The 26,759-nt window shown below is 62.0% G+C and carries 31 protein-coding genes; 8 read left to right on the forward strand and 23 right to left on the reverse strand.

All coding sequences use genetic code 11. The features are described 5' to 3' along the window. Positions 1 to 30: 30 nt before the first annotated feature. The 6 genes from RAS12_RS09140 (at position 31) to RAS12_RS09165 (ending at position 4,176) form a co-directional block, all read left to right on the forward strand. Positions 31 to 942, forward strand: coding sequence for a DMT family transporter (locus tag RAS12_RS09140; RefSeq protein ID WP_306947451.1), 912 nt, complete (start codon positions 31 to 33; stop codon positions 940 to 942). Positions 943 to 1,077: 135 nt separating this feature from the next. Next, on the forward strand, positions 1,078 to 1,779 hold the full coding sequence (locus RAS12_RS09145; protein ID WP_306951374.1) for a glutathione S-transferase N-terminal domain-containing protein: 702 nt from the start codon (positions 1,078 to 1,080) through the stop codon (positions 1,777 to 1,779). A gap of 10 nt (positions 1,780 to 1,789) precedes the next feature. Next, a complete protein-coding gene (locus RAS12_RS09150) occupies positions 1,790 to 2,254 on the forward strand; it encodes a GNAT family N-acetyltransferase (protein WP_306947452.1) in 465 nt (154 codons plus the stop codon). 31 nt (positions 2,255 to 2,285) lie between these two features. Next, complete coding sequence (lplB, locus tag RAS12_RS09155; protein WP_306947455.1) at positions 2,286 to 2,561, forward strand: lipoate-protein ligase small subunit; 276 nt, start codon at positions 2,286 to 2,288, stop codon at positions 2,559 to 2,561. Further along, on the forward strand, positions 2,558 to 3,334 hold the full coding sequence (locus RAS12_RS09160) for a lipoate--protein ligase family protein (RefSeq protein ID WP_306947457.1): 777 nt from the start codon (positions 2,558 to 2,560) through the stop codon (positions 3,332 to 3,334). The genes lplB and RAS12_RS09160 overlap by 4 nt, the downstream gene beginning before the upstream one ends. A gap of 32 nt (positions 3,335 to 3,366) precedes the next feature. After that, positions 3,367 to 4,176 carry an RsiV family protein gene (locus RAS12_RS09165; protein WP_306947459.1) on the forward strand — a complete coding sequence of 270 codons (810 nt, stop codon included), beginning with the start codon at positions 3,367 to 3,369 and terminating at the stop codon, positions 4,174 to 4,176. A gap of 259 nt (positions 4,177 to 4,435) precedes the next feature. On the opposite strand, the gene RAS12_RS09170 is transcribed toward RAS12_RS09165, so the two are convergent. The 13 genes from RAS12_RS09170 to mltG all read right to left on the reverse strand — a co-directional run bounded on the left by RAS12_RS09170 (position 4,436) and on the right by mltG (position 16,754). Then, positions 4,436 to 5,548: a porin gene (locus tag RAS12_RS09170; protein WP_306947461.1), complete on the reverse strand. Its 1,113-nt coding sequence runs from the start codon at positions 5,546 to 5,548 to the stop codon at positions 4,436 to 4,438. 288 nt (positions 5,549 to 5,836) lie between these two features. Then, the gene (locus RAS12_RS09175; protein WP_306947462.1) at positions 5,837 to 6,316 is read right to left on the reverse strand and encodes a thioesterase family protein; all 480 of its coding nucleotides are present in this window, start codon (positions 6,314 to 6,316) and stop codon (positions 5,837 to 5,839) included. Positions 6,317 to 6,504: 188 nt separating this feature from the next. Beyond that, the gene (locus RAS12_RS09180) at positions 6,505 to 7,794 is read right to left on the reverse strand and encodes a Glu/Leu/Phe/Val family dehydrogenase (protein WP_306947463.1); all 1,290 of its coding nucleotides are present in this window, start codon (positions 7,792 to 7,794) and stop codon (positions 6,505 to 6,507) included. A gap of 185 nt (positions 7,795 to 7,979) precedes the next feature. Beyond that, a complete protein-coding gene (hutG, locus tag RAS12_RS09185; RefSeq protein ID WP_306947464.1) occupies positions 7,980 to 8,927 on the reverse strand; it encodes a formimidoylglutamase in 948 nt (315 codons plus the stop codon). Next, entirely contained in the window at positions 8,924 to 9,712 is a 789-nt protein-coding gene (locus RAS12_RS09190) for an amino acid ABC transporter ATP-binding protein (protein WP_306947465.1), read from the reverse strand. The genes hutG and RAS12_RS09190 overlap by 4 nt, the downstream gene beginning before the upstream one ends. After that, complete coding sequence (locus RAS12_RS09195; RefSeq protein ID WP_306947467.1) at positions 9,709 to 10,377, reverse strand: amino acid ABC transporter permease; 669 nt, start codon at positions 10,375 to 10,377, stop codon at positions 9,709 to 9,711. Before RAS12_RS09195 ends, RAS12_RS09190 begins: the two co-directional genes overlap by 4 nt. Further along, on the reverse strand, positions 10,374 to 11,117 hold the full coding sequence (locus RAS12_RS09200; protein ID WP_306947469.1) for a transporter substrate-binding domain-containing protein: 744 nt from the start codon (positions 11,115 to 11,117) through the stop codon (positions 10,374 to 10,376). Before RAS12_RS09200 ends, RAS12_RS09195 begins: the two co-directional genes overlap by 4 nt. 112 nt (positions 11,118 to 11,229) lie before the next feature. Then, positions 11,230 to 11,970 carry an IclR family transcriptional regulator gene (locus tag RAS12_RS09205; RefSeq protein WP_306947471.1) on the reverse strand — a complete coding sequence of 247 codons (741 nt, stop codon included), beginning with the start codon at positions 11,968 to 11,970 and terminating at the stop codon, positions 11,230 to 11,232. A 182-nt stretch (positions 11,971 to 12,152) separates the two neighbouring features. Then, a complete protein-coding gene (locus RAS12_RS09210) occupies positions 12,153 to 13,043 on the reverse strand; it encodes an ankyrin repeat domain-containing protein (protein WP_306947473.1) in 891 nt (296 codons plus the stop codon). 38 nt (positions 13,044 to 13,081) lie between these two features. Then, entirely contained in the window at positions 13,082 to 13,852 is a 771-nt protein-coding gene (locus RAS12_RS09215; protein WP_306947475.1) for a TatD family hydrolase, read from the reverse strand. Positions 13,853 to 13,924: 72 nt separating this feature from the next. Continuing rightward, positions 13,925 to 14,974, reverse strand: coding sequence for a DNA polymerase III subunit delta' (gene holB / locus RAS12_RS09220; protein WP_306947477.1), 1,050 nt, complete (start codon positions 14,972 to 14,974; stop codon positions 13,925 to 13,927). After that, entirely contained in the window at positions 14,971 to 15,594 is a 624-nt protein-coding gene (tmk, locus tag RAS12_RS09225) for a dTMP kinase (RefSeq protein WP_306947479.1), read from the reverse strand. The genes holB and tmk overlap by 4 nt, the downstream gene beginning before the upstream one ends. Beyond that, complete coding sequence (gene mltG / locus RAS12_RS09230; RefSeq protein WP_306947481.1) at positions 15,591 to 16,754, reverse strand: endolytic transglycosylase MltG; 1,164 nt, start codon at positions 16,752 to 16,754, stop codon at positions 15,591 to 15,593. The genes tmk and mltG overlap by 4 nt, the downstream gene beginning before the upstream one ends. A 153-nt stretch (positions 16,755 to 16,907) precedes the next feature. Here mltG and ygfZ point away from each other — a divergent pair, with 153 nt between their 5' ends. Next, complete coding sequence (gene ygfZ / locus RAS12_RS09235) at positions 16,908 to 17,906, forward strand: CAF17-like 4Fe-4S cluster assembly/insertion protein YgfZ (RefSeq protein WP_306947482.1); 999 nt, start codon at positions 16,908 to 16,910, stop codon at positions 17,904 to 17,906. A gap of 22 nt (positions 17,907 to 17,928) precedes the next feature. Here ygfZ and RAS12_RS09240 read toward each other — a convergent pair whose 3' ends face one another. The 7 genes from RAS12_RS09240 to RAS12_RS09270 form a co-directional block, all read right to left on the reverse strand. Then, a complete protein-coding gene (locus tag RAS12_RS09240) occupies positions 17,929 to 18,618 on the reverse strand; it encodes a VIT1/CCC1 transporter family protein (protein ID WP_306947484.1) in 690 nt (229 codons plus the stop codon). A gap of 74 nt (positions 18,619 to 18,692) precedes the next feature. Beyond that, positions 18,693 to 19,130, reverse strand: a complete 438-nt coding sequence (locus tag RAS12_RS09245) for a PaaI family thioesterase (RefSeq protein WP_306947486.1) — start codon at positions 19,128 to 19,130, stop codon at positions 18,693 to 18,695. A gap of 1 nt (position 19,131) precedes the next feature. Further along, positions 19,132 to 20,022, reverse strand: a complete 891-nt coding sequence (mmsB, locus tag RAS12_RS09250; RefSeq protein ID WP_306947488.1) for a 3-hydroxyisobutyrate dehydrogenase — start codon at positions 20,020 to 20,022, stop codon at positions 19,132 to 19,134. 95 nt (positions 20,023 to 20,117) lie between these two features. Then, positions 20,118 to 21,293 carry an enoyl-CoA hydratase/isomerase family protein gene (locus RAS12_RS09255; protein WP_306947490.1) on the reverse strand — a complete coding sequence of 392 codons (1,176 nt, stop codon included), beginning with the start codon at positions 21,291 to 21,293 and terminating at the stop codon, positions 20,118 to 20,120. After that, the gene (locus RAS12_RS09260) at positions 21,290 to 22,444 is read right to left on the reverse strand and encodes an acyl-CoA dehydrogenase family protein (RefSeq protein WP_306947492.1); all 1,155 of its coding nucleotides are present in this window, start codon (positions 22,442 to 22,444) and stop codon (positions 21,290 to 21,292) included. The genes RAS12_RS09255 and RAS12_RS09260 overlap by 4 nt, the downstream gene beginning before the upstream one ends. Positions 22,445 to 22,634: 190 nt before the next feature. Continuing rightward, complete coding sequence (locus RAS12_RS09265) at positions 22,635 to 22,982, reverse strand: RnfH family protein (protein ID WP_306947494.1); 348 nt, start codon at positions 22,980 to 22,982, stop codon at positions 22,635 to 22,637. Further along, entirely contained in the window at positions 22,972 to 23,406 is a 435-nt protein-coding gene (locus tag RAS12_RS09270; RefSeq protein WP_306947496.1) for a type II toxin-antitoxin system RatA family toxin, read from the reverse strand. Before RAS12_RS09270 ends, RAS12_RS09265 begins: the two co-directional genes overlap by 11 nt. 135 nt (positions 23,407 to 23,541) lie before the next feature. Between RAS12_RS09270 and smpB the strand changes: the two genes are divergently transcribed. Beyond that, a complete protein-coding gene (smpB, locus tag RAS12_RS09275) occupies positions 23,542 to 24,009 on the forward strand; it encodes an SsrA-binding protein SmpB (protein WP_306947498.1) in 468 nt (155 codons plus the stop codon). Between the two features lies 1 nt (position 24,010). On the opposite strand, the gene RAS12_RS09280 is transcribed toward smpB, so the two are convergent. The 3 genes from RAS12_RS09280 to RAS12_RS09290 form a co-directional block, all read right to left on the reverse strand. Further along, a complete protein-coding gene (locus RAS12_RS09280) occupies positions 24,011 to 25,198 on the reverse strand; it encodes a GGDEF domain-containing protein (protein ID WP_306947500.1) in 1,188 nt (395 codons plus the stop codon). 25 nt (positions 25,199 to 25,223) lie between these two features. Continuing rightward, positions 25,224 to 26,150, reverse strand: coding sequence for an SPFH domain-containing protein (locus tag RAS12_RS09285; protein ID WP_306947501.1), 927 nt, complete (start codon positions 26,148 to 26,150; stop codon positions 25,224 to 25,226). Between the two features lie 92 nt (positions 26,151 to 26,242). Next, positions 26,243 to 26,680, reverse strand: a complete 438-nt coding sequence (locus RAS12_RS09290; protein WP_306947503.1) for an NfeD family protein — start codon at positions 26,678 to 26,680, stop codon at positions 26,243 to 26,245. Positions 26,681 to 26,759 lie beyond the last annotated feature (79 nt).

Genomic DNA, 26,759 nt, shown 5'->3' on the forward strand with positions numbered 1-26,759 from the left:
GCGGCCGCTTGGCCCATCGGAGAACTCATCATGAACCCTTCATCTGAACGCCTGGGCCTGGCGCAAATGGCCGCTGCGATGATGTTGTCCGGCACGTTGGGCGTGTTTGTTCTGGAGTCCGGTCAAAGCGCGTGGAACGTGGTCTTCTTCCGCTGCGTCTTCGGCGCCCTATCGCTATTTCTCTATTGCTGGGCCCGCGGCCTGCTCAAACCCGGCCTGTTCACGCCCAGAACCCTCGCGCTGGCGCTCGCCGCGGGCGCTGCGCTGGTGCTGAACTGGGTGCTGCTATTTTCGGCCTACCGCCTGGCGTCCATCTCGCTGGCCACGGCCGTCTACAACGTACAGCCTTTCTTCCTGATCGGGTTGGGTGTGCTCTTTCTGGGCGAACGCCCGTCACGGGGCAAGCTCGCCTGGTCGGTCGTAGCCTTTGCCGGATTGCTGCTGGTGCTGCGGCTCTCCGATACTGGCGGCACGGGCAACAGCGACTATCTGATGGGCTTGGCGCTGGGACTATCCGCCGCGGCGCTCTACGGCGTCACCGCCATCATCGTCAAGCGGCTCAAGGCCATTCCCCCGCAGGTGTTGGCGCTGGTGCAAGTGACGCTTGGCGCCATCATGCTGCTACCCATGGCGGATTTCAATGCACTGCCGGCTGCTCCCTTGCAATGGGGGTATCTGGTCGCGCTGGGTTTGATCCACACCTGCCTGATGTACATCCTGATGTACTCGGCTATTCAGAAACTGCCCACCACGTCTACCGCCGCGCTCAGTTTCATCTATCCGGCCGTGGCAATTCTGCTGGATTTCGTGGTTTACGGACACCGCATGGAAGCCCTGCAAATCGTTGGGGTAGCCTTGATCTTCCTGGCCGCAGCCGGTGTCAGCCTGAACTGGACGTGGCGCCTGCCGGGCCGGCCGCATCCCGGCGCGGGCGCCGTCTGACCGCAGGCAGCCCGCCGGGGCGCAAAACCGCACCCTCGCCCCGGTTATTCGGGCAGCCGTAAAGGCCGCGCCGCTATCATGGCCCTTCCCTCCGTCGGCACCCGCCGGCGCCGCCATGATTCCCTGGATGCACTCATGATCGATCTCTATTACTGGACCACGCCCAACGGCCACAAGATCACGCTGTTCCTTGAAGAAACCGGCCTGCCCTATAAGATCCACCCGGTGAATATTGGCCGCGGCGATCAGTTCAAACCTGAATTCCTGAGCATTGCGCCCAACAACCGCATTCCGGCAATTGTGGACCAGGCCCCGGCCGACAACGGCGCCCCCATTTCGCTGTTCGAATCCGGCGCCATCCTGCTCTATCTGGCGGAAAAAACCGGGAAATTCCTGCCTGCCGACGTCCGCGGCCGCGCCGAAGTGTCGCAATGGCTGTTCTGGCAGATGGGCGGACTGGGCCCCATGGCTGGCCAGAACCACCACTTTTCCGGGTATGCGCAAGAACGCATCGCTTACGCTATCGACCGTTACGTCCGCGAAACCAACCGCCTGTACGGCGTGCTCAACAAGCGGCTGGCCGACCGCGAGTTCGTGGCGGGCGACTACTCCATCGCCGATATGGCGGCCTATCCCTGGATCGTGCCCCACGCCAAGCAAGGCCAGGACTTGAACGAGTTCCCGCACTTGTTGCGCTGGTTCAACGCCATCGCCGCGCGCCCTGCAACGCAGCGCGCCTACGCCTTGGCCGACACCATCAACACTACCCCTTCCATCAGCGACGACGAATCGCGCCGCATCCTGTTCGGCCAAACCGCGCAAAACACCATCCGCTAAAGGAACTCGCATGTCCGAACCGCTATTGGTTTTCCGCCGCGCACGTGCGGCGGATTTGCCGCAGATCATCGCCCTGCTGGCCGACGACTCGCTTGGCGCCACCCGCGAAGACCCTTCCTCGCCCCCCAACCCGCGCTATACCGCCGCCTTTGCCGCCATTGAGCAAGATTCCAATCAATTCTTTGCGGTGGTTGAGCAGGATTCACACGTGGTGGGCTGTTTACAGTTATCGTTCATACCCGGCCTGTCGCGCTTGGGGCAATGGCGTGGCCAGATCGAGAGCGTGCGCATCGCTTCCTCGTGCCGCGGCCAGGGCCTGGGGCGCACGATGTTCGAGTGGGCAATCGAGCAATGCCGCATCCAAGGATGCGGTTTGGTTCAACTGACCACCGATCGCGCCCGTCCCGACGCAAGGCGGTTCTATGAAAGCCTGGGTTTCAAGGCCAGCCACGATGGTATGAAACTCAGCCTTTAGTTTTTAGTGATTGATTTTGCAAGGAGCGCCCATGCACGGCGAATACAAAGTCCCCGGCGGCAAACTGGTCGTCGCGGATCTGGAAGTGCGCGACGGCCGTCTGGCCGACGTGCGCATCAGCGGTGACTTTTTTCTTGAACCGCCCGAGGCTCTGGAGGCCATCAACAGCGGTTTGAATGGCATGCCCGCAGACTCTGGCGAACTTGAACTGGCGGTTGCCGTGCAATCGGCCCTGCCGGCCGACGCCGAGATGTTCGGCTTTTCAGCTGAAGCCGTCGCCGTGGTGTTGCGGAGGGCGCTTGCATGACGCGCACTGACTGGAACGACTACGACTGGCAATTGATTCATGAAGGCCCGCAGGCTCCAGCGCTGCATATGGCGCTGGATGCTGTCATTACGGATGAAGTTGGCGCAGGCGTACGTCCGCCCACGCTGCGCATCTGGGAGTGGGCTGCCCCCGCCGTCGTAATCGGCCGTTTCCAATCCTTGAAGAACGAAGTCGATCCCGAAGGCGCCCAGCGTCACGGCATCGAAGTCGTGCGCCGCGTCAGCGGCGGCGGCGCCATGTTCATCGAACCCGGCAACTCCATCACCTACTCGCTCAGCGCGCCGCAAGCTCTGGTGCATGGCATGAGCTTTCAAGAATCCTATGAATTCCTGGACGCCTGGGTGCTGACCGCGCTGCAGGGCCTGGGCATCAAGGCCTGGTATCAGCCGCTAAACGACATTGCTTCGGACATCGGCAAGATCGGCGGCGCAGCTCAAGCCCGCCGCGCTGGCGCCGTGCTGCATCACGTCACCATGTCCTATGACATCGACGCCGATAAAATGGTCGAAGTGCTGCGTATCGGCCGCGAAAAACTGTCGGACAAAGGCACCACCAGCGCCAAGAAGCGCGTCGACCCGCTGCGTACCCAAACGGGGCTGGCGCGAGAAGTCATCATCGACCGCATGGTGGAAACCTTTGCCGGGCTGCATCGTCTGACTCCCGGGCAGATCGGCAGCGACACGCTGGCCCGTGCCCAGGCTCAGGCCGAAGAAAAGTTTTCCACCCCCGAGTGGACGGGCGTGGTGCCGTGACGGCACAGCCTTGATTTTGCGGAGGTAGTTCAATGCGTCGCACATTCTCGCCGCAAGGCGCGAAACGCGGTCTCTTCCTAAGCGCCATCCTTTTGGCGCTGGCTGGCTGCGGCAGTTCGCCGCCTGCCAACATCACTTTGGCGGTGCCTACCAGCTCCACGCCCGAGAAGGTGGGCGACCTGTCCACCGAACGCATCAAGTGGTCGTCGAACAAGCCTGGATGCGAGGGCGATTGCCCCCATATCGAGATCGACAGCGTGGCGTTTCCGGGCATTCCGAAACTGACGGAATTGGTTGACCATGTGCTGGCCTACATGACCGGCACTGACGCCAACCGCCGCGGACCGTACAACACACTGTCCGAATACACGAAGTACTTCTGGTCCACTGCAAGACCGCGCGATTCCACCTACTTCAAGGCACGCGTGAAGGACACTGTGGGCGACGTCGTGTCGATTGAACTGCACACCGAACAGTTCCTGACCGGCGCGGCGCACGGCATCCCAGCGACCCAGTACCTGAATTGGGAGCGCAGCCGCGCCCGCGTCATGAGCCTGGACGACGCGCTGATCCCTGGCAGGCGCGCGGAGTACATCGCCGCGCTGCAACGCGCACATGCCAAATGGTTGACCAGCAATCCTGACGCCAAGCGCGACCCGGCGTCCTACAACAAGATGTGGCCGTTCCAGGAAAGCGAGAACTATGCGTTGACGAAGGACGGCATCGTCGTCAAATTCGACGCGTACTCAATCGCGCCCTACTCTCATGGCGAGCCAGAGTTGAGCATCCCTTACACGGATCTGCGCGGCATTCTCAAACCGGAACTATTGCCGAAGTCCTGACCGGTATCGGCTTTCCCCCCGCAAACGCAAACGCCGGCATCGGACTTGAAGTCTGTTGCCGGCGTTTACACGCGCCATGGCGCGCGAGGTCTCTTCGAGACCGGGGTTCGGGTGAGCGGACTGAGGGTGGAGCTAGGGAGGTGGCCGCTTTTTTCGCGTCTGTGGCCGGGTAAGACGCCCAGTCCGCTCAATACAACCGCGGCATGAAGGGGCCAGCGGCGCGCGCACTGCGCACGCGCCGCTAGCTCACATCACGCGCTTAGAAGCGGTGACGGACACCCACGATACCCACAGTGCTCTTCACGCCGTCAACAAACGCGAAGTCGGTGGCGTACGAACCCAGCGCGTACAGATTGGTGCGCTTGGACAGGTTGTACGTGTAGCCGATGCTGTAGACGTTCATCGTCGAGTCGTTGCCGGCCGTCAGCGGGTTGCCGTTGGGGTCAGCACGCTGCCACGAGGCCAGGATGCTGCTGGCGCCCAAGGGCACGGTCACACCGACCAGGTACGAGTTGGCCTTGAAGCCGGAGACGGCGACGTTCGAGCCAAAGCTGCTGGCCGACGGGCTGCCGCTACCGAACGAGTTAATGCTTTGGCCAGTGAACCAGCCATCACGCGTCTGACCAAAAGCCAGCGCGAGCTTGACCACTTCAAAGTCATACGCACCGCCAATCGTCCAGGACTTGGGCGTCGCGTCGTTGTTCAACTGGCTGGCCGGGTTCAGCTGGTCATAGGTCAGTGCAACGTTGACGGGGCCATTGACATAGCGCAGGCCGGTCGTGATGGCGCGCGTGTTGTCGGCAGTCTTGAAGCCGGTTTGAGCGGCGGTCGTGTCAGACGCGTTGAACGAGTAGCCCACGCCAAATTGGAAACCGCTGAACGACGGGGTCGAGTACTGCACCATGTTGTCGTAGCGGACCGTGTTGGCGGCGCTGAACGCCACGCCAACGTTGGCTTGGCCGTAGCTGCCGGCAAACGGATCGATCGCAGCCAGGTACTTGGACGCGATGTTGGTTTGACGGCCGAATTCCAGCAGGCCCCACGAATCGCTCTTCAGACCGACGGTGGCTTGGCGGCCGAACAGACGGCTGTTTTGGCCCGACGAGCCGTTGGCGGAGTTAAAGCCGCTTTCCAGCGTGAACACGGCGCTCAGGCCATCACCCAGATCTTCGGCGCCACGCAGGCCCCAACGCGAACCGCTCGACACGCCGTTGACCATGCCGAACTTCGATTCTTTGTAGTCGTTATTACCCTTGATTTGCTGGAAGCCGATACCAGTATCGATCAAGCCGTACAGCGTCACCGACGTTTCAGCGTGAGCCACGCCGGACAAAGCGGCGAAGAGCGCGCTGACGAGCAGAGTCTTTTTCATTGCATATTCCCATTGATTGAACATACATGCGCAGCGTGCTTGGCGCGCGGCGCATGGCAGGAACAAATTCTAGGGACGCAATATTTCAGTTTTCGAAATACGCGTAAACCCTGGGCTGCGATTTCAAAAAAACTGCCGAATGTTGGGGCTGGCCCACATATCCGTACTGTGTAAAACCAGCACGCACGCTTGTAAAGCTGGTGTGATAGATGGCGCGTGCGGTGTCAACTAGCGTAGCGCGGAGCAATCAACACGGCAAGAACACGCGCTGCATTCATACAACACCAATCAGCGCGGCCCTTTTAGCGGCAGCAGGCGCCGATACCCCACCGGCATGGGCTTGGCGGCATGCTCGGCGGCCGTATCCGCCAAACGCCGAGCCAGGTCCGGCGGAAAGGGCTTGGCGCGCCGGGTTTCCAGATCCACGTGCAAAGACAACTGCTCCATCGTCGCCGCCAGATACCCGTCGCGGGTCTGCGTCAGCTCCATCAGGCACAACAGCCGCTTGTCGTCGGCTTCAAGGACCCGGACGCGCAACATCAGCGGATCATCCGCCAACACTTCGCGCAGATAGGCGACGTGGACGTTCATCGTATAGATGCCGCAGCGCGTCGCCTTCGTATAGTCCAGGCCAACCCCAACCTGGGCCAACAACTCAAACCCGACACGGTCGAAGATGCCCACATAGTGAGCGGCATTCAAGTGCCCGTACGCGTCGATCCAAGCGGGGTCCACGGTCAGTGTTGTGGACGGAAGCAGCTGCGGCATGATTTCCTCTAGAGAAAGCGCCGGCAGGCCATGGGACGCCCGCCGCAATCGCCGGACCATTCTATAAAGGTTCCGTCGCCCGCGCGAGGGCGACGCCCAATAGAAATCGCCCCTTTCGGGGCGATTTCTGTTTTGTCTTCCTCTGCCTCCTCATCGGCGCGGCCTGAGCCGCACCGATGATTCAGTCTTTACGGATACAGGCCGCGCACTTGACGCGCTTGCAAGATCCGGGTGCAAGCCACGATGAACGCTGCGGTGCGCAACGTAACCTTGTGTTCCTTGGCCACTTGCGACACCGAACCGTAGGCTTCGCGCATGATGCGTTCCAGGCGTTGGTTGATCTCGTCTTCGCTCCAGAAGAAGCTGGAGAAGTCCTGCACCCATTCAAAATAGGACACCGTCACGCCGCCAGCGTTGGCCAGCACGTCCGGCACCACGTAGATACCGTGTTCGGCCAGGATATCGTCCGCTTCCGGCGTGGTCGGGCCGTTGGCGCCTTCCACCACAATCTTCGCGCGCACCTTGGCGGCGTTTTTCGCGGTGATCTGGCTTTCCAGAGCCGCAGGGATCAGGAATTCGGTTTCCAGCGTCCAGAACTCGTCCTTGTCCAGAGCCTGACCGCCCGAGAAGCCACCCACGCCGCCGTGTTGCGACACGTGCGACAGCAACTTGTGTACGTCCAGACCTTCGGCGTTGTGCACGGTGCCGGTATGGTCTTGCGCGGCAATGACCTTGGCGCCGGCTTCATGGAACAGACGGGCGGCCGTGCCACCCACGTTGCCAAAGCCCTGCACCACAACGCGGGACTTCGAGATATCGATGTTGAGGTCGCGCGCGGCTTCGCACGCAACCACGAACACGCCGCGGCCAGTCGCCTCAACGCGGCCCAGGCTGCCGCCCAGCGCAATCGGCTTGCCGGTCACGACGCCAGTCGCGGTGGCGCCTTCATTCATGGAGTACGTGTCCATCATCCAGGCCATGGTCTGGGCGTTGGTGCCCACGTCAGGCGCGGGGATGTCCTTGGACGGTCCGATGATGAGGCCGATTTCCGTCGTGTAACGGCGCGTCATGCGCTCGAGTTCGGAAGCCGACAGCGTGCGCGGATCAACACGGATGCCGCCCTTGGCGCCACCGTAAGGCAGGTTCACTGCCGCGTTCTTGACCGACATCCACGCGGCCAGAGCCATCACTTCGGACAGCGTCACGTCTTGGTGGAAACGCACGCCGCCCTTACCGGGACCGCGCGATACGTTGTGCTGCACACGATAGCCTTCGAAGTGGGCGATCGTGCCGTTGTCCAGCTCGATCGGCACATCGACGATCAGCGAGCGCTTCGGACGTTTCAGGGTTTCGACCCATCGCCCCAAAGTGCCCAGATACGGAGTGACCCGATCGACTTGTTGCAGGTAATTACCCCAGGGGCCGAGGTCTTCGGCATTCAGATAAGACGGCAAGACATGCTTAGGCGTTTGAGACATGAGCTGATCTCCAGACAAAGTTGCGCCATTTTATCCACGGAAGTAATAGCGTCCCCATTTAAATATAAAATATTTTAAATGGGGGCGTATAACTGTAGCGGATATCGTACGGGTCACAAGCCCGGCTCTGAAACTGCCCTATCCTAAGCCGCCGGACTGGAAGCGTCCACCCTGCCAGCCGGCAGTTACATAGTCATCAAATGCCACGCCAGCCGGGCAGCTGCGCGAGCGCCATGTCCGTCCACATCGAAACGTGGACTGAACTCCGCCATATCAGCCAGCCTGAGCTTGCCGCTGGCCTTAACCCGCAGCACGATTTCCTCGACCACGGACATCGGCACGCCATACGGGGCCGGAGCCGAAACCCCGGGCATGACTGCTGCGGGCAGCACGTCCAGATCGATCGTCAGATACACATGGCGAACCCGCGCCAGCAAGGCATCCACGTTGGCCAGCCGGGCCTCAAGGTGGCGTTCCTGCATATCGCGGTCTTCCACCCAGACGGCGCCCACTTCCGCGGCGCGGGCATACAGCGCAGGGGTATTGCCCAAGCGCGACACGCCCAGGCAGGCGTATTGCAGCGCTTGCCCGCGCTCTTCGCAGTAGCGGGCAATCTGGTCGAACGGCGTGCCCGAACTGCCCGGACGCCCCGTGCGCAGGTCAAAGTGCGCGTCCAGATTCAGCACCAGCACGGGGCCGGAATCATCCCGCGCTTCCAGCCACCGGGCCAAACCCTGAAAACTGCCCCAGGCGATTTCATGCCCGCCGCCCAGCACCAGCGGCCGCGCGCCCTGCTCCAGCAATTCCGCCACGCGCAGGCCCAGACGCTCCTGAGCGTCTTCCAGCTGATCCCCCACGCAGGTCACATCCCCCGCATCCAACAGACGGGTCAGACCATGCGCGGGCAGGCCCGCCATGAACTTGCGAATGCCGGCAGGGCCTTCAGCGGCGCCGGTGCGGCCCTGATTCCGCGCAACGCCAGCGTCGCAGGCAAAACCCAGCAGCACAGGTTCACCGGGCTCCATCTGCCCGGCCTCCGGCTCGACGATATGCGCCAGCCGGCGCGTATCCCCGATTTCAGCGCTATCGTCACGCGCTTTCCACAGGCTTTTGTCTATTTGCGCCGCGCTCATGCCGCTGCCCCCTGCCCCGCATTCAAAACTGCTTGCAGGAATTCACGGGTACGAGGCTCACGCGGCTGGCTGAAGATCACCTCCGGCGAGCCGGACTCCAGGATCACGCCACCGTCCATCACTGCCACCACATCGGCCACATCACGAGCAAAACCCATTTCATGGGTCACGACCATCATCGTCATGCCTTCCCGGGCCAGCAGCTTCATGACTTGCAGCACTTCGCCCACCAGCTCCGGGTCCAGCGCCGATGTCGGCTCGTCAAACAGCATGACCTTGGGTTGCATGGCGAGTGCGCGGGCAATCGCCACGCGCTGCTTTTGGCCGCCCGACAAACTGGCCGGCATCGCCGCAGTCTTTTGCGACAACCCGACCTTTTTCAGCAGGTCTTCGGCCAAGGCATTCGCTTCGTCGCGGCCCATGCCGCGCAGCTTGCGCGGACCCACGGTCACGTTTTCCAGCACCGACAGGTGTGGAAACAGGTTAAAGCTCTGGAACACCATGCCCACCTGCATGCGCAGCTGGTTCAATGCGGCTTCCGGCAACAACGCGCCGTTGGCCTGCAAGGTCTTGCCGCAGATATCCACGGTGCCGGCCTGGGCCACCTCCAGGCCATTGCAGCAACGCAGCAAGGTGCTCTTGCCCGAACCGCTGGGCCCGATCACCACCACCACCTGAGACGGCAGCACATCAAAATCGATGCCGCGCAGAACGGCGTGCTCGCCATAAGACTTGTGCAGACCGCGGATGCGGATCATTTCCTGCTGATTGTTGAACTGGCTCATTGCACCATCCCTCCGGCGCGCAAGTGTTGTTCCACTTTGCGCAAAATCACCATGGCGACCGTGGTCAGCACCAGATAAATAAATGCCACCACCAGGTACGTTTCCAGCGATCGGTACGACACGCTGATGATCTTCTGCCCTTCGTGCATCAGGTCATGAATCGTCAGCAGCGACACCAGGGCCGAGTTCTTGATCAGGGCAATAAACTCGTTACCCAGCGGCGGAATCATGCGCACCACCGCCTGCGGCAGGATGATGACGCGCATGGCCTGGCCGGACGACATACCCAGCGAACGCGCCGCCTCTGACTGGCCGCGATCCACAGACTGAATCGCGCCGCGGACGATTTCCGACACGTAGGCGCCCGAGTACATCCCCAGACCCAGCACTCCGCAGGCAAACGCCGGCAGCGTTATGCCGAATTGCGGCAGCCCGAAGAACCAGATGAACAACTGCACCAGCAAAGGCGTGCCGCGAAAGAACAGCAGATACGTGCTGCACAAGTGATAAATGACGCGGCGTTGCGGATTCAGCCGGCCAACGCCGACCAGCAGGCCGATCACGCAGCCCAGCAGCAAGGAGCCAGCGGTTACCTCGACGGTAACCAAAGCGCCGCGCAGCAGTGCGTCGTAATCGGCAAAGACGGGAGCAAAATCCAAGTTCATTTCGCGGGCGCCTCAAACCACTTTGCCACGATGGCTTGGTAGCTGCCATCGGCCTTCAGCTTCTGCAGCGCCGCATTCATCTCGCGGGTCAGCTCGGGCTTGTTCTTGGGCACGGCAATGCCGTATTCCTCGGTCGTCACTTGCTCATTCAGCACGGTCAGACCCGTGGTGCTCTGCGCAAACAGCTTGGCGGCAGGCTTGCCTGTCACCGCGGCATCAGCACGGCCGATTTGCACCAGGTTGAACATCTCCTGGTTCTTCTCGACTTCCACGCGCTGCACGGCCGGGAAGTGGTCCTTCAGATAATTGACCGACTTCGTGCCCACTTGCACCGACACCTTGCGGCCGTCCAGATCTTTCAGCGTCTTGATAGGGCCGTCAGTCTTGGTCAGCACCACCAGACCGCCCGTGTAGTACGGATCGGTAAAGTCCACGACCTTGCTGCGTTCCGGCGTGATGTAAATGGCGGACACGGCGATGTCCGCTCGGCCTGCCTGCAAGGCAGGAATCAGGCCTTTGAAGTCGATATCAATCCATTCAACCTTTTTGCCCATGGCGCCTGCCAGAGCTTCAACCAGCTCGATGTCAAAGCCAGTGCGCTTGCCGTCTTTGACAAACTCCATGGGCGGGAAGGTAGCGTCGGTGACAGCGCGGATGGTTTCCTGGGCATGCGCGGAGCCTGCGCTCCAGGCCAGGCCCAAGGTCAAAGCGGCGGTCAGCAGGGTGCGGCGAGTGGTCATGGTCAGTCCTATGGGAAAGGGGCGATCAGTAAATACGGCGGTTAGGTGCGGCAGGGAATACGGTGCAGCGTGGAATTCAGATAACAGGCGGGCGGGCCAACGGCGTGGCCCGTCAGATGACCTTCAAGCGTTCAGAAATTTTGCGGGCCGCGGCGATGGTCATCGCGATCAACGCGTCGGGGCGTTGTGCGGCGCGAGTGGATGGCGCCATCAAGGTGATCGAGGCGACGGCCTGATTGGGACGCTGAAAGATTGGCACGCTCACGCCCCAGACCCCGGCATCGACTTCGCTGTCCGTAACGGCAAAGCCCTGGTCGCGGATCACTTCCAGTTCGCCGGCCAAGCGGGCCGCGTCCACGCCTGCTTCGGAAGCGAGGTACGTCAGGGCGGCCTGTAACCGCGCGATAGGCATAAAGGCCAGCAAGGATTTGGCCGAAGCGCCGCGCGCCAACGGCAAGCCGCGCCCCTTGGTGAAGGAGCAGCGCAGCGGGTGCTGGCTTTCAACCATATCCAAACAGACGGCCTGATCTTTAACGGCCACCAACAGGCCGATGGTTTCGCCGGACGCTGCGGCCAAAGCGGCCATGTCGGGTTGCGCTTCGTGGATCAGGAATGACGATTGGTCAAAGCCCCAGGCCAGTTGCACGCATAGCGGTCCCGGTCCATATTCGCCATCGTGTTCGGCAACGAATCCCCAACGCTTGAGCAACGCCACCTGGCGGTAAAGCGTGCTTTGCGCCAGGCCGGTTTGTTCGGCCAGCGCGGCAATGCTGATCGGGCCGTCGTGCCTGGCCAGCGTGGCCAACACGTATAAGACGCGATCCGCGCCTGCCCCAACCGAGGTATCCGACATGACATTCAACTCCAATCCAATGGGACTGAGATTATCAACTTACGGTGATATTCCATTAAGTTATTCCCGAATATTGAGAATTACCCGGGAAAACCCCGAAGTACGGACGTAAAAAAAACCGCAGGCGCGGTTTTTTTGATTTGGCCCCAAAAAAATGGGGCTCGGATGTCAGGTCGCAACTATCAGGGCGGGGACGGTTTGTCGTAATTGTTTAATTGCACACCCGATACCCCACCCACACTGGAGGAGCCTGCCGGCGCAGCGGTTTTGCCTGCGGCTGGCGCCGGTGTTGAAGGCGCCGTCGTCACGGCCGGCGCAGCCGCGTCTTGCACTGGCGCCACGCCTGCCTCCGCTGGAACTGGGCTTGCCGCGCGGCGTGCGCGCTTGGCGTCGTCTTGCCGGGCCACCATGACCTTCAATTCTTCCGCTAGTGAAGACGACTTGCCATTGGCCGCCCAATCCGCCGCGCTCTGCCCTTTCAGGTCACGAGTCGTCAGGTCGGCGCCAGACTTCAGCAGCAAATCCACCATGTCTTTGTTGCCGCCCAGCGCGGCCATCATCAAGGGCGTCTCGCCCCCGGGCGCCGGCGCGTTGACCATGGCCTTCTTGCCGAGCAGCATCCGCGCCATTTCCATCTGCCCCTTGGACGCCGCATAGTGCAATGGCGTCCAGCCCAGGCGGTTGACCTGCGCGCCGCGTGCAATCAGCTTTTTTGCGCGCTCGGTTTGCCCCGCGATCGCCAAATACATCAGCGGGGTTTCGCCTGCGGGGTTCTCGGCATTCACGTCCGTCCGTTTATCCGCGGCGATCACGTCAAACACCTTCCATGCGCCATCGACCACGGCCCGCATCAGCGCCGGCTGGCCATTCTTGTAGCGCACGTTGGGATCTGCTCCATGAACCAGCAGATCTTTGACATCATCGGGATAGTCATTGGCCACATAAACCCACCAGTCGCCCGGGTTTGCTGCGGCATGCGCCATAGGCGCCGCCAGACCGATGGCCAGCGCGAGCAGCGCGCCACGGCAACGTGATAACAGGACGTTATTCGAGGTCAAGCGACTCGTAGCCATGGCTATCCTATAATTTACTTTAAATAAATTAGATTAAATTACTTCTTTATCTTACTGAAAAGATTAAAGAAATTATCGGTTGATGCCCGTGCCACTTCAGCAACGGTAATGCCCCTTAGCTCAGCAATTTTCTCAGCAACGTGAATGACCTTGGACGGGTCATTGACCTTGCCCCGGTATGGCACCGGAGCCAGATACGGAGAATCCGTTTCAATCAGCAGACGATCCAGCGGCACCTTGGCGGCCACTTCGTGCACCACCTGGGCATTCTTGAACGTGACAATACCCGACAACGAGATGTAGAAATTCTGGTCCAGCGCCGCCTGCGCCACTTCCCAATTCTCGGTAAAACAGTGCATCACGCCGCCGACTTCGGCCGCCCCTTCTTCCCGCAACATGCGCACCGTGTCTTCAGCTGAGGATCGCGTATGCACAATCAGCGGCAGGCCCGTATCGCGCGCGGCACGAATATGGCGGCGAAACCGCTCACGTTGCCAATCCAAGGGCTCAGACAGGCGGTAGTAGTCCAAGCCGGTCTCGCCAATGGCCACCACCTTGGGATGCGCGGACAGCCGGACCAGTTCTTCGGGAGCCGGGTCGGGCGTGTCTTCGTAGTCGGGATGCACCCCGACCGACGCCCACAAGTTCGGCTGCGGTTCAACCAGCGACATCAGGCCGGGCCATTCGGGCATGTTGACGCTGACCACCAGCGCGTGGGTCACCTGATTGGCGGCCATCCGGTCAAGAATGCCCGGCAGATCAGCCGCCAGCTCCGGAAAATTCAAATGACAGTGGGAATCAACGTACATATTCAGTCTGAAAGTAAAGCGAGCCGTTCCGCAGCGCCCCGATCTTCGGGAAAATGCTGCGGGAACAATGACTTACGCCTGGCAGGATAGCACCACGCGTTGCAGCGTGGCGTGAGCAAAAAGCTTGGCGTTAAGCGGGTGCGTGGCCAGGCCGCGCTGCCGGGTCAACCAGCGCGCGGCTTCGGCAACGCGAGCGGTGTTCATGCGAGCAGCAACCTGGGCAACACCCGTGGCCAGAGCCGGAAAATACCGGACCGGCGCGCCAGCGCTGGCCAGCATCAGGTCCGTGTAAATCCGTTGCAGCGCATCGATCCACTCGATGGCCGGCACCTTTTCCAGGCTCTCGGCCAGGGTGCCGACATCGGGCGCCTGCCCCTTGGACAGCGGACCAATCAGTTGCGCGAGCCAGGGCGGGCAAGCGGTGTCGCCTGCCTGCGCCAAACGCAGCGCAGCCAATGGCGCCCCCCCTGCGGCGGCCAACCATTCGCGCGCGGGTTCCACGTTCTGGTCGCGCAGCCATTGCAGCGCGGTGTCCGGGTCTGGGGCCGGCAGCGGCAAGCGCCGGCACCGGGACACCAGGGTCGGCAGCAGGCGATCCGGCGCGTCAGCCACCAACAGAAACACCGTGTGGGGCGGCGGCTCTTCCAGCACTTTAAGCAAGGCGTTGGAAGACACCACATTCAAGGCATGCGCGGGATACAGCAAGGCCACACGCCAACCGCCCCGGTGCGTCGCCGTGTTGAACCATGATTCCAGCGACCGAATCTGGTCGATGCGAATCTCCTTGGACGGAGCGCGCTTGGCCGTACCGGCGGCAGGCTCCGCGTCTTCCGCGGGTTCGGCGGCATCAGCCCCCTCTTCCACAGCTACCGCCTCGGGACGAATGCGGCGCAGGTCAGGGTGATTCCCGCTGGCAAACCAGGCACAGGCCGCGCAATGACCGCAGGCCAGGCCATTTTCGGGGGTTTCGCACAACAGGCTGGCCGCGGCGGCAATCGCAAAGTCCAGCTTGCCGATCCCAGCCAATCCATGAACCAGCCACGCGTGGGCAAAGCGGTCACGGTTGCCCAGCCAGGACCGGGCCGTCTCCATCTGCCATGGCAGGAATTGGGGTGCGCTCATGCCGGCTGGGCAATCAAATCACGCAAGCCCGCTTCCAGATCCGTGCGGATCTGGGCGATGGACCGCGTCGAATCAATAATGCGGATGCGGCCCGGGTCCGCGGCCGCACGAGCATGATAGGCCTCGCGCGTGCGTTCGAAGAACGCGGCGCCTTCACGCTCAAAGCGGTCAGGCTCCCGCGCATCGGCCAAGCGCGCACGGGCCACGTCCAGCGGCACGTCAAACAGCCACGTGCGGTCAGGCTGCCCTGCCCGCATCCATTGCTCAAGCACGGCGATCCGCTCTGCGCCCAGCCCACGGCCGCCGCCTTGATAGGCGTAGGTCGCGTCGGTGTAGCGGTCGCAGACGACCCAGGCGCCGCGCTCTAGCGCGGGTTCAATGACTTGCCGCGCATGTTCGCAGCGTGCGGCAAACATCAGCAAGGTCTCTGTATCCAAGCCCATCTGATCGGTCAAGACCAGGGCGCGCAGTTTTTCACCCAGCGGCGTGCCGCCCGGTTCGCGCGTTGACACGACCTCAAGCCCTTGCGCGCGCAGGTAGTCGGCAATCCAGACGGTGTGCGTGCTCTTGCCCGCGCCGTCCACGCCCTCCAGCGTAATGAAGCGTCCGCGTGAGGTCATTGATCTTGTCCTTGTGCTGATTCGGGGTCCGGGGTCTGGGCCGTGGAGGGAGTTGCCCCGCCGGCGGCTGGACCATCAGGCGCCGCCGCCGGGGCGGTGACGGCCGTCGATGGGCCAGCGGAAGCCGGCGCCGGGCTCGGGGCAGTTCTCTGCCCCTGCCCCAGGATGTAGCGGGAAACGTTGCGGTTGTGCTCGGACAGATTGACCGAAAACTCACTGGTTCCGTTGCCGCGAGAGACAAAAAACAGGAATTTGTGCTGCTCGGGCTGCACAGCCGCCAGCAACGCCGCACGGCCAGGCGCCGCAATCGGTGTAGGCGGCAGGCCGGGACGCGTATACGTATTCCAGGGCGTGTCGGTCTGCAGGTCGCGCTTGCGGATGCGGCCTTGATACGCATCTCCCATGCCGTAGATCACGGTGGGATCGGTCTGCAGCAACATGCCGATCTTCAAGCGATTGGTAAATACGCCCGCCACACGCCGCCGTTCCGGACCGTGGCCGGTTTCCTTTTCAATGATGGATGCCAGCACCAAGGCTTCATAGGGAGTTGCCACCGGCAGGTCCGGCTGGCGCTTGGCCCAGGTGTCCTGCAAGATGCGTTGGCCTTCCTGATAGGCGCGGCGCAGCAGATCGTAGTCCGTGCTGCCTGGCGTAAAGATATAGGTGTCCGGGAAAAACAGCCCTTCGGGATGCTTGATGTCCGAACCCAGCCGTTCCATCAATTCTTCGTCGGTGACTTCGCCCAGCGTCTGCTTGACGTCCGGGTTCTCGCGCAGCACCTGGCGAATTTGCCGGTAGGTCCAGCCTTCCAGGAAAGTGACCTGGCGCTGCGTCATGTCGCCTCGCGCCATACGCTCCAGCAGGAGCCAAGGCGTGTCGCCATTGATCGCCTGATACCCGCCAGCCTTGATCAGCTTGTCTTGCTCTGTCAGGCGCGCCATCCAGACAAAACCCGGTTCCCATACGGGAACGCCCACGGCGTTCAGCGCGCGCGCAACGGTGCGCGGGCTGCTGCCCGGGTCCACTACAAAATCGATCCTGTCGGCCGGCAAATGCATGGGCCGGTGCATCCAGCTCCAGGCAGCGCCCACTGCTGCGGCGGCGGCCAGCACAATAAGCAGGAAAGACCACAAGACGTAAAAACGGAGTCGCTTCTTCATAAGTCCCAGAAGTTTAATTGATCAGGCGGACCTGACGCAGCAAAAGAGGGGCCAGAGTGCTCAACACGGCCCTTTGCCCGTCGGGGGCATGGCCCTGCGCACAGGGGAACGCGGCTATCATCTGCACTTTGATGACGCAATAACACTGCCGCCATGCACGCTTTCTATTCTTCGATTCCTGTCCGCGCAGAAGGTTGCGCGTCGTGCGCGCCCCTGGAAGATTTTCTGGTCTTCAGTGCGGCCGGCGCTGACGCCCTCACCTTTCTGCACGGGCAACTGACCCAAGACGTTACCGGCCTGCCCACGGACGCTGCCCGCCTGGCGGGCTACTGCACCGCCAAGGGCCGCCTGTTGGCCACGCTCGTCATGTGGCGCGCCGCCACGGGAGCAGACGATGAGCCGCAGTTGTATGGTTTGGTCCGCCAGGATCTGTCTCAAGCGCTGCTCAAACGCTTGTCGATGTTCGTGCTGCGGGCCAAGGTCAAGCTGGCCGCAACGGCGCTGAACGTGGCTGGCGTGCAAGCCACCCCGGAACAAGCTGCCGCGCTGGAAGCCGCCACTGGCGCGCTGCCCCGTGCCGCGTGGCAACGCGTGGATCTGCCGTCCGGCACCTGGATCGCCGCCCCCTCCGCCAACGAACGGCTGCGCTGGTGGTGGATTGCCTCCGACGAACAATTGGAACATTCGGCTGCGCTCGTCGCCATCCTGAGTCTGGCGCCTGCGGCGCACTGGACAGCCGGCGATCTGGCCGCTGGCATCCCCTGGATCGCCACGGCCACCCAAGACGTGTTCATCCCGCAGACGGTCAACCTGGATCTGATTCAGGGCGTGAGCTTCACCAAGGGCTGCTACCCCGGCCAGGAAGTCGTGGCTCGCAGTCACTACCGGGGTACGGTCAAACGGCGCATGGCATTTGGCACGCTCGAAGATGCCAGCCTGGACAACGCCGCACTGGCTGGCGTGGATGTTTTCGACGCCACGCAGCCAGGCGAACCGATAGGCCGCGTGGTAGACGCTGCCCGCGATGCAGGCATTGCTTCGGTGCTGTTCGAAACCACGCTGGCTGCCCTGCCAGAAGGCGATCTGCGGCTGGGCGCGGTGGATGGCCCCAGCATCAAGGCAACGCCGCTGCCCTATTCGATCAACCCCTGACCCCGTGACGGCGGCGGCGGTTCTAGACCGCCACGCCGAACAGCGCACCCACAGCGGCTGTCGCCGCCATCGCCAACGCGCCCAATACGGTCACGCGCAGCGCCGCAGGCCCTTTGGGCGCCCCGCCTGCCCCGGCAGCCAACGCCCCCAAAGCAGCCAGACAGACCACCGATGCCCCGATCACCCAAGGGATCAGGCTGGGCAAGGGCGCGGTAATGGCCACGACCAGCGGCAAAGCCGCCCCGCCCGCAAACGATGCGGCGGATGCCACTGCGGCTTGCACGGGCCGCGCCCGATTATGCAGAGATATGCCTAGCTCGTCGCGGGCATGCGCATCCAGCGCATCATGGCGAGTCAGTGCACGCGCCACCTGCGCCGCCAAGTCGCGAGTCAACCCGCGCGCTACATAAATGTCGATCAGCTCGGTCAGTTCTTCCGCAGAATTGCCCGTCAGTGAACGTTGCTCCATGCGCAGATCGGCAGCCTCGGTATCGGCTTGCGACCGTACCGACACGTATTCCCCTGCCGCCATCGACAAGGCGCCCGCCACCAGGCCCGCCAGACCGGATGTAAGAATCGCGCCGTGCGAGGCCTGGGCTGCCGCCACGCCCGTAATCAGGCTGGCCGTGGACACGATGCCGTCATTTGCGCCCAACACAGCGGCGCGCAGCCAGTTGCTGCGAAAAATTCGATGATGTTCTTTTGCAGGCATTGCCTAGACCCATGCGATGCGCGACAAGCGCGCAGCACGCTGTCCCAACAGGACAGGCGCGCTACGAGCAGGATTCAGCGCGGCGTCACGCGCACCGCGGTGAGCAAGCCTATCACGCACAGCGTGGCCTGTTCGCCCTCGTACGCATGGAGTTCAACCTGACAGATCGACAAACGCTTGCCGGGTTTGACAACCCGGCCGCTGCCCACGAAGCGGTCGCCCTTGGCGGGCGCCAGGAAGTTCATCTTGAACTCCGACGTCAGAACGTCCTCGCCCGGCCCAAACAGCGTAAAGGCCGCATAGCCGCCCGCGCTGTCGGCGATCGTCGTGGAAATACCCGCATGCAGAAAACCGTTCTGCTGGCACAGGTCGGCGCGGTAAGGCAGCACGATGTCCACCCTGCCCGGCTCCACCACGTCCAGCTTCGCACCCAGCAGCTTCATGATGCTCTGCTGGTCAAAGCTGGCCTTGACCCGGGCAGCAGGATCGGAAGACGACGAATGCTCGGCCATGTCAGTCTTGCTCGCGCTTGACCAGGTTGACGATGCTGGAGAAGTCCAGCTTGCCTGACCCGCCAGAGCTATGCAGCGAATACAGATTGCGCGCCAGTTCTCCCAGCGGAATGGAGGCGCGTGCCGACAAGGCCGACTCCGCCGCCAGACCCAAGTCCTTCAACATCAGGTCGACGCCGAAACCGCCCGCATAGCCTTTTGATGCCGGCGCATGCTCCATCACGCCCGGCCATGGGTTGTAGAGTTCGGTTGCCCAGTTGCGGCCCGAACTCTTGGCGATGATGTCGGACAGCACCTTCGGGTCCAGACCATTGGCCACGCCCAACGCCAACGCTTCTGACGTGCCTGCCATCAAAATGCCCAACAGCATGTTGTTGCAGATCTTGGCTACCTGGCCGGCGCCGGCGGGTCCGGCGTGGAAGATGTTCTTGCCCATCTTTTCCAGCACGGGACGCGCGCGTTCCAGCGCCGCAGCCTGGCCGCCCACGATGAAGGTCAGCGTGCCCGCAGCCGCGCCCCCGGTGCCGCCCGAGACCGGCGCATCAATCATCGTGATGCCACGCACCTCGGCTGCCTGCGCGACCTTGCGCGCCGAATCGGGCGCAATGGTGCTGCACTCGATCACCAGCGCGCTGGACGGGATCTTGCCCAACAGATCTTCACCCAGGTACAGCCCTTCCACATGCTTGCTGGCCGGCAGCATCGAAATAACGACGTCCGCGCCCTTGACCGCCTCTGACGCCGACGCTGCGGCGCGAGCCCCGGCGTCAGTCAGCCCTTTGACGGCGGCCGGCATCAGGTCAAAGACCGTCAGCGTGTGCCCGGCCTTGACCAGATTCAATGCCATGGGCGCGCCCATGTTGCCCAAACCGATAAACGCGATACTGCTCATGATGTTTTGTCTCCTCTTGCTATTGCTGTAGGTATGGAATCATCGAGATGCGTAATGCGGGGCGGCTGGCCCAACCGGGCCAGCGGGCTGACGGACTAGCGCCCTTCCTTGCCCAGGTCGTCCAGCGGATGCGGTTCGCCTTCGGGCCAGGGTTCGTCAAAGAACTTTTGCACCCAGGCGTCGGTCGCCACATCCAGAACAGCGGGGTTCCAGCGCGGATTTTTGTCTTTGTCGATCAGCAAGGCGCGTATGCCTTCGGCGAAATCTCCGTGCGCAGTACACGCAAGCGCTGCGATGTACTCCGTGCGGAACACATCATCCAGCGAGCGCAGCCGCGTGCGTTGCTGCAAGGCAAACGCCAGACGCACCGACCCTGGCGAACCCGCCAGCATCGTGGCTGCCGCGCGCGCCAGCCAGGGATCATCGTGGTTTTTCAAAAACGACAGCTCTTCATAGATCTCGTCCAGACGGTTGCCCGTGCACAGGTTGTTGATCAAGAAGGAATGCTGACGCAGATTGCCGCCTTCCAGCGGCGCCTGCGGTTCCAGGGCAGTCAGCGCACGGCGCAACAGCCCGTCATTGAGAGAACGCGGAGCGATGGCCTCGCTTGAGCCACCCTGAGCCTGGCCAGCCCACGGTTGTTCTTCCAGCGACGCGAGCAGCTTGGGCCAGTCTGCGTGGTTCAGGCGGAAATCCGCCAAGCCAGCAAAAAACGCGTCCGCCGTATTCATATGCGCGCCCGTCAGGGCCAGGAACAGGCCGATCCGGCCCGGCATGCGGTTTAGCAGCCAACTGCCGCCCACATCCGGGAACAGACCGATCGACACCTCGGGCATCGCCAGGCGTGAACTCTCGCTGACCACACGGTGGCTTGCGCCCATCATCAGGCCAATTCCGCCGCCCATGACAATCCCGTGGCCCCAGCAAAGCACGGGCTTTGGATACGTGTGAATGCGGTAATCCAAGCGGTACTCGTGCTCGAAGAACCGGCGCGCATAAGCGTTGGTCCAACCGCTCTTGCCTTGGTTTTCACCCATGCTGCGGTACAAGCCGTGCAAATCCCCACCCGCGCAGAACGCCTTTTCGCCAGCGCCTTGCAAGACCACCAGCGCCACGCCTGCGTCGCGCGCCCACACATCCAGCTGCGCCGCCAGCAGGTCCACCATTTCCAGCGACAAACCATTGAGCGTTTGCGGCGCATTCAGCGTCGCAATACCAAATCGCATTCCATTGGCAGCGGTTCTTTCTTCGAACAACACCGGGGCATTCATCTTACGTCGGCTCCTTTTTCCAACAATTGGCGGGCAATGATCACGCGCATGATCTCGTTGGTGCCCTCCAGAATCTGATGAACGCGAGTATCGCGCACCAGACGCTCCAAGGGATAGTCCCGCAGGTAACCGTAACCGCCATGTATCTGTTGGGCATCCAGGCAAATCTGAAAACCCATATCGGTGGCAAAGCGCTTGGCCATTGCGCAATAGGTGGCCGCATCCGGTGAACCAGAGTCCAGCTTGCAAGCCGCCAGACGCACCATTTGACGCGCCGCCACCAGGTGCGTGGCCATGTCGGCCAGCTTGAATTGCAGGGCCTGGAATTCGGCCAGCCTGCGGCCAAACTGCCGGCGCTCGTCCATGTAACGCCGGGCGGCATCCAGGGCGCCCTGGGCCGCCCCCACCGAGCAGGTGCCGATATTGATCCGGCCGCCATCCAGCCCTTTCATGGCGATCTTGAATCCCTCGCCCTCTTCTCCCAGACGATTCGCGGCCGGCACGCGCACGTTCTCGAATGTGATCGGGCGGGTGGACTGGCTGTTCCAGCCCATCTTCTCTTCTTTGCGGCCGTAGCTGATGCCAGCACTGTCGGCGGGCACCGCAAACGCGCTGATGCCGCCCGCGCCCTCGCCGCCGGTGCGCGCCATCACGACCAGCAGGTCGGTATCGCCCCCCCCGGAAATGAAGGCCTTGGCGCCATTCAGTATGTAATCGTCACCCTCGCGCTGCGCTCGCGTAGCCAAGGAGGCCGCGTCGGACCCCGCACCGGGTTCAGTCAAACAATAAGATGCCAGTTTTTCGCCGCTTGCCAACAACGGGCCCCAAGCCTCGCGCAGGCCCGGCTGCCCCCACTTCCCCACCATCCACGTCGCCATATTGTGGATCGTCAGGAACGCCGTGGTCGACGGGTCCACGGCTGCCATTTCCTCGAATACCAAGGTGGCGTCCAGACGCGGCAGACCCAGGCCACCGATATCTTCGCTGGCGTAGATGGCGCAAAAACCCATCTCGCCCGCCCGGGCAAACGCCTCGCGCGGGAAAATGCCTTCGGCATCCCAGCGCGCCGCATGAGGCGCCAGCTCTCCCTGGGCGTAATCGCGCGCGGCCTCGGCAAACGCGCGCTGCTCGTCAGTCAGTTCCAAGTCCACAGCCTGTCTCCTGTTTTGAGTATTTTCTGCTGGCATGACTGCCGTCTCGTGAACGTCAGCGCCTTGATTTTGGCATGACGTTAACGTAAACGTAAGTGCGAAACTATGTTTATGTTACGCCTGATGCGTCGGCGTAATTTGTCTTGATAGCGACAATGTGGTGACGGCGCAGGCGCCGTCTGGCTCGGCCCTAGAACAGTCCGGCTGGGCGCACGCGGCCGTTTCGGGCCGTCTTGGAGCGGCGGTGATCTGCGCGGCGGCGGCGCGATTCCTTGGGATCGAAACTCAGTCCGCGATAGATCTCGACACGGTCGCCATCAGCCAGCCGCGCTTGCGGCTCGGTGGCGCGGCCAAAGATACCCACACCGCGCTCCCAAGGCTTGACCACGGGAAACGCCTGGGCAAAGCCGCTGGCCGCCAAGGCATCGGCCACCGTAGCGTCCACGGGCAGCATCACCTCGCGCAGCCACACATGGCCGGGCAAGGCATAGCAGACACAGACGCTCAATTGCGGCGCCGCGGACGGCTCATTCACCATATTTGGCCTGCGCACGCTTGGTGAAGGAATCAATGAAGCTGGTAGCGATACGGTTGAACACGGGCCCCACCACCATTTCCAGAGCCCGGTTCGAAAACGCGTACTCCATGGTGAACAAGACTTTGCAAGCGTCCTCGGCCAGTGGTTGAAACTCCCAATGTCCGACCAGACTGGAAAAAGGGCCGTCCACCAGCTCCAGGTCGATCCGGTCAGGATAGACGTGGGTATTACGCGTGGTGAAGCGCTGCTTCATCCCCGCGAAACTGATCAGGACAGACGCCTGCATGCCGTGTTCAGTACGGGTCTGCACCTCGGCGCCGCCGCACCACGGCATAAACTCCGGGTACTTCTCCACGTCGGCAACCAGGTCGAACATCTGGGCGGCGCTGTATGGCACCAGGACGGATCGTTGTACTTTGTGCATCGACTATCGCAAATGGCTAGAATGGCAAGATTTTACCGGCACTTTACCCCCTGACCGCGTGGCCCCGGGCACCGTCTGGGCAAAACCCAGCAAAACTCAGAAAAACCCAAGCGAAACCCAGGCAAAAAAGGCGTTATGAGCATTATCGACAATCGCAAGGCCTCGCACGACTATTTCATCGAAGACCGCTATGAAGCCGGCCTTGTCCTGCAAGGCTGGGAAGTCAAGGCGATCCGCGATGGGCGCGTGCAACTCAAGGAAAGCTACGTCATTGTGCGCGATGGCGAACTGTACCTGCTGGGCATGCACGTCAGCCCGCTGCCTACGGCCTCGACCCACATTCATCCCGACGCCATGCGCACGCGCAAGCTGCTGCTCAAGGCCGAAGAAATCAGCAAGCTGATCGGCAAGGTCGAGCAGCGCGGCTACACGCTGGTGCCGCTGAACCTGCACTACAAGAACGGCCGCATCAAGCTGGACTTCGCTTTAGGCCGCGGCAAGAAGCTGTTCGACAAGCGCGACACGGCTCGCGAAAAAGACTGGGCGCGCGAAAAAGAACGCATCATGAAGCACGACACGCGCGCCCCGCGCAAAGAAAGCTGATTCAGGCGGCCACGGGCAATTGCGGGCGCTCGGCGTCCAGCCCTGGCCCCACGATGCGATTTCGCCCGGCCGCTTTGGCCGCATACAGCTTCCGGTCGGCCCGCTCGAAGAACACTTGCAGATTTTCTCCGGGCACCCACTCGGCAACGCCCGCGCTGAACGTGTAGGAAATCGTGCTGCCGCCATGCGAACACGGCGTGCGCCGCACGGAGTCCAGCAATCGGGCCGCCACGTCCATGACCGCATCGCCGCGCATATCGGGAAACAACACGCCGAATTCCTCGCCGCCCACGCGGCCGACGTGATCCCCTGTGCGCAGCGTAGCGGTAGCCAGCAAGCCGAAATGACGCAGCACCGCATCGCCCGCCATGTGGCCATGCGTGTCGTTGATGCGCTTGAAGTAATCAATATCCAAAAGCAGCAGCGTCAGAGGCCGCCTCGTGCGCAAAGCCTGCGCGCAATAACGCTCTGCCTGCATCCACCACGCTTTACGCGACATCAACCCTGTCAGGAAGTCTGTATTGGCCTCTTGTTCACGGTCAGCCAGCATGCGGTCGTGAATGATCATGATCGTGCCCAGCGTCAGACAAGGCATCACCAGCACGCCCAGCGTCAGGAACGCGACGTTCCAGAACGTCGGCTCCAGAATGCCTTCGGGTACGGCGATATCGGCCAGATAAATCCCTGCGCGCGCCACGCACACCACGCTTGAGATCAGGGCCACCACCCATACGAAACGGTAGCTGTAGCGCGACCGGTGCACAGGCATGTTGCGCTGAATGGTGTGCGCCACGGCCATCATGAAGCCCATCTGCAAAAAAGACATCGCGATAATGCGCGGCCCCACCTGCCAGTCCACGTAGGTGTAGACCACCAGTACCGTCAGCGCCACCCCGCATCCAATCATCATCAAATGCCGCGGCACACCCAGGCCCATCAGCCGTCGCACCCCGGCGTAGTACGCACACAGGGCCAACGCAATAGCCATATTGGGCACCAGTATCGTCAACCACAGCGGCGCGGACGTGTTTTGCAGCCCAAATGCAAAAAACGCCAACAGCGTAAGCAGGTTGGCGCCTATGGTTTCTTTGATTCCCGCCATGCCGCTACGCGCCAGCGATCCCAGCACACAAAGGGAAAGCACTCCCGCCAGTGCTGCTATCAAAAGCAAATTAACGGGAGCGATCATGGCCGGCGCGCCGCAAGGCGCGATATCAGGTGTTGCGTGTGGACTTCACAATCGTCATGGCCGAGGCAATCATGCCGCCTACGTCAGCCAAATTGGCCGGCAGGATCAGCGTGTTGCCTTCCTTGGCCACGTTGCTGAAGGCCTCGACGTAGCGCTCGGCGACCTTCAAGTTCACGGCTTCCATGCCGCCCGGTTGACGCACCGCGTCGGCCACCTGCGTGATGGCCTTGGCTGTCGCTTCGGCAATGGCCAGCACCGCCGCGGCCTCGCCCTGGGCTTGGTTGATCTGGGCTTGCTTTTCGCCTTCCGAACGGGCGATAGCGGCTTCGCGTTCGCCGGTCGCGATGTTGATCTGTTCCTGGCGGCGGCCTTCGGACGCGGCGATCAGGGCGCGCTTTTCGCGCTCTGCCGTGATCTGCGCCTGCATCGAACGCAGAATCTCGTTAGGCGGCGTCAAATCCTTGATTTCGTAGCGCAATACCTTCACGCCCCAGTTCAGCGCCGCTTCGTCCAGCGAAGACACAATATTGCTGTTGATCGAATCGCGCTCTTCGAACGTGCGGTCCAGTTCCATTTTGCCGATGACGGAACGCAATGTGGTCTGCGACAACTGCGTGATGGCTGAAATGTAGTTCGACGAACCATACGATGCGCGCATGGGGTCCGTCACCTGGAAATACAACACGCCGTCGACTTGCAACTGCGTGTTGTCACGCGTGATGCAAACCTGGCTAGGCACGTCCAGGGGGATTTCCTTGAGCGAATGCTTGTAGGCAACGCGTTCAATGAAAGGAATGACAAATCCTGCGCCAGGCGACAGCACGCGGTCGAATTTACCCAACCGCTCAACCACCCAGGCGTGCTGCTGCGGAACGATGGCAATCGCCCTGATGACGATCAGGATCGCCAGCGCTACAACTACGAGCAGGACGATAGTGGAAGTGTCGATCATGATTAGAGCCTCTTCTTAAGTGAATGCGGTGGCAAATCCTAGCCGTAGCGGCTTGGGCGCCTGCCGCTGGCTGCCCGTGGGGCTAGCCGGTTCTACCGTGCCGGAACCGATGCGCCCTTGGGGGTCAGCACCAGCGTCGAGCCACGCAATTCGGTAATGATATGTTCGCCAGACCGGGGCGCCTGCCCTGCCGCCAGCTCAGCCTGCCAATGCGCGCCGCGATAAAAAACGCGAGTCGCACCGTGCTCGGACCAGGCTTCGACCTGCACAGTTTGGCCGATATCCAGGTTGACGTCGGCGTTGCGTGCTGAATTGATCTCGCGTTTTTTCAGCACACGCGTCTTGCGCAAGACCAGCAGCCCAAGCAGCAACACGACGCCGCACGCAACCAACTGCCACTCAAGTCCTGCTGTGAACCAGGCGGCGACGCCACCTGCTGCCAGCCCGAGCGCCACCAGCAGCAAATAGAAGGTTCCCGTCGTCACTTCCCCGATAAGGGCCAGCGCGGCCAATCCCAGCCATATCCACATAGTCTTAAGTTCGCCTGAAAGGATGAATCCTGAGCGGATTGTACGTATTTCCGGGACAGAGCGGTTAAGGGCACTTCTC

Source organism: Achromobacter seleniivolatilans (assembly GCF_030864005.1).
GTDB lineage: Bacteria > Pseudomonadota > Gammaproteobacteria > Burkholderiales > Burkholderiaceae_B > Achromobacter > Achromobacter seleniivolatilans.

What these genes read in the sequence shown, in the direction of transcription:
- RAS12_RS09140 (WP_306947451.1), top strand. Translation starts at nt 31, where the DNA reads ATGAACCCTTCATCTGAACGCCTGGGCCTGGCGCAAATGGCCGCTGCG.
- RAS12_RS09145 (WP_306951374.1), top strand. Translation starts at nt 1,078, where the DNA reads ATGATCGATCTCTATTACTGGACCACGCCCAACGGCCACAAGATCACG.
- RAS12_RS09150 (WP_306947452.1), top strand. Translation starts at nt 1,790, where the DNA reads ATGTCCGAACCGCTATTGGTTTTCCGCCGCGCACGTGCGGCGGATTTG.
- lplB (WP_306947455.1), top strand. Translation starts at nt 2,286, where the DNA reads ATGCACGGCGAATACAAAGTCCCCGGCGGCAAACTGGTCGTCGCGGAT.
- RAS12_RS09160 (WP_306947457.1), top strand. Translation starts at nt 2,558, where the DNA reads ATGACGCGCACTGACTGGAACGACTACGACTGGCAATTGATTCATGAA.
- RAS12_RS09165 (WP_306947459.1), top strand. Translation starts at nt 3,367, where the DNA reads ATGCGTCGCACATTCTCGCCGCAAGGCGCGAAACGCGGTCTCTTCCTA.
- RAS12_RS09170 (WP_306947461.1), bottom strand. Translation starts at nt 5,548, where the DNA reads ATGAAAAAGACTCTGCTCGTCAGCGCGCTCTTCGCCGCTTTGTCCGGC.
- RAS12_RS09175 (WP_306947462.1), bottom strand. Translation starts at nt 6,316, where the DNA reads ATGCCGCAGCTGCTTCCGTCCACAACACTGACCGTGGACCCCGCTTGG.
- RAS12_RS09180 (WP_306947463.1), bottom strand. Translation starts at nt 7,794, where the DNA reads ATGTCTCAAACGCCTAAGCATGTCTTGCCGTCTTATCTGAATGCCGAA.
- hutG (WP_306947464.1), bottom strand. Translation starts at nt 8,927, where the DNA reads ATGAGCGCGGCGCAAATAGACAAAAGCCTGTGGAAAGCGCGTGACGAT.
- RAS12_RS09190 (WP_306947465.1), bottom strand. Translation starts at nt 9,712, where the DNA reads ATGAGCCAGTTCAACAATCAGCAGGAAATGATCCGCATCCGCGGTCTG.
- RAS12_RS09195 (WP_306947467.1), bottom strand. Translation starts at nt 10,377, where the DNA reads ATGAACTTGGATTTTGCTCCCGTCTTTGCCGATTACGACGCACTGCTG.
- RAS12_RS09200 (WP_306947469.1), bottom strand. Translation starts at nt 11,117, where the DNA reads ATGACCACTCGCCGCACCCTGCTGACCGCCGCTTTGACCTTGGGCCTG.
- RAS12_RS09205 (WP_306947471.1), bottom strand. Translation starts at nt 11,970, where the DNA reads ATGTCGGATACCTCGGTTGGGGCAGGCGCGGATCGCGTCTTATACGTG.
- RAS12_RS09210 (WP_306947473.1), bottom strand. Translation starts at nt 13,043, where the DNA reads ATGGCTACGAGTCGCTTGACCTCGAATAACGTCCTGTTATCACGTTGC.
- RAS12_RS09215 (WP_306947475.1), bottom strand. Translation starts at nt 13,852, where the DNA reads ATGTACGTTGATTCCCACTGTCATTTGAATTTTCCGGAGCTGGCGGCT.
- holB (WP_306947477.1), bottom strand. Translation starts at nt 14,974, where the DNA reads ATGAGCGCACCCCAATTCCTGCCATGGCAGATGGAGACGGCCCGGTCC.
- tmk (WP_306947479.1), bottom strand. Translation starts at nt 15,594, where the DNA reads ATGACCTCACGCGGACGCTTCATTACGCTGGAGGGCGTGGACGGCGCG.
- mltG (WP_306947481.1), bottom strand. Translation starts at nt 16,754, where the DNA reads ATGAAGAAGCGACTCCGTTTTTACGTCTTGTGGTCTTTCCTGCTTATT.
- ygfZ (WP_306947482.1), top strand. Translation starts at nt 16,908, where the DNA reads ATGCACGCTTTCTATTCTTCGATTCCTGTCCGCGCAGAAGGTTGCGCG.
- RAS12_RS09240 (WP_306947484.1), bottom strand. Translation starts at nt 18,618, where the DNA reads ATGCCTGCAAAAGAACATCATCGAATTTTTCGCAGCAACTGGCTGCGC.
- RAS12_RS09245 (WP_306947486.1), bottom strand. Translation starts at nt 19,130, where the DNA reads ATGGCCGAGCATTCGTCGTCTTCCGATCCTGCTGCCCGGGTCAAGGCC.
- mmsB (WP_306947488.1), bottom strand. Translation starts at nt 20,022, where the DNA reads ATGAGCAGTATCGCGTTTATCGGTTTGGGCAACATGGGCGCGCCCATG.
- RAS12_RS09255 (WP_306947490.1), bottom strand. Translation starts at nt 21,293, where the DNA reads ATGAATGCCCCGGTGTTGTTCGAAGAAAGAACCGCTGCCAATGGAATG.
- RAS12_RS09265 (WP_306947494.1), bottom strand. Translation starts at nt 22,982, where the DNA reads ATGGTGAATGAGCCGTCCGCGGCGCCGCAATTGAGCGTCTGTGTCTGC.
- RAS12_RS09270 (WP_306947496.1), bottom strand. Translation starts at nt 23,406, where the DNA reads ATGCACAAAGTACAACGATCCGTCCTGGTGCCATACAGCGCCGCCCAG.
- smpB (WP_306947498.1), top strand. Translation starts at nt 23,542, where the DNA reads ATGAGCATTATCGACAATCGCAAGGCCTCGCACGACTATTTCATCGAA.
- RAS12_RS09280 (WP_306947500.1), bottom strand. Translation starts at nt 25,198, where the DNA reads ATGATCGCTCCCGTTAATTTGCTTTTGATAGCAGCACTGGCGGGAGTG.
- RAS12_RS09285 (WP_306947501.1), bottom strand. Translation starts at nt 26,150, where the DNA reads ATGATCGACACTTCCACTATCGTCCTGCTCGTAGTTGTAGCGCTGGCG.
- RAS12_RS09290 (WP_306947503.1), bottom strand. Translation starts at nt 26,680, where the DNA reads ATGTGGATATGGCTGGGATTGGCCGCGCTGGCCCTTATCGGGGAAGTG.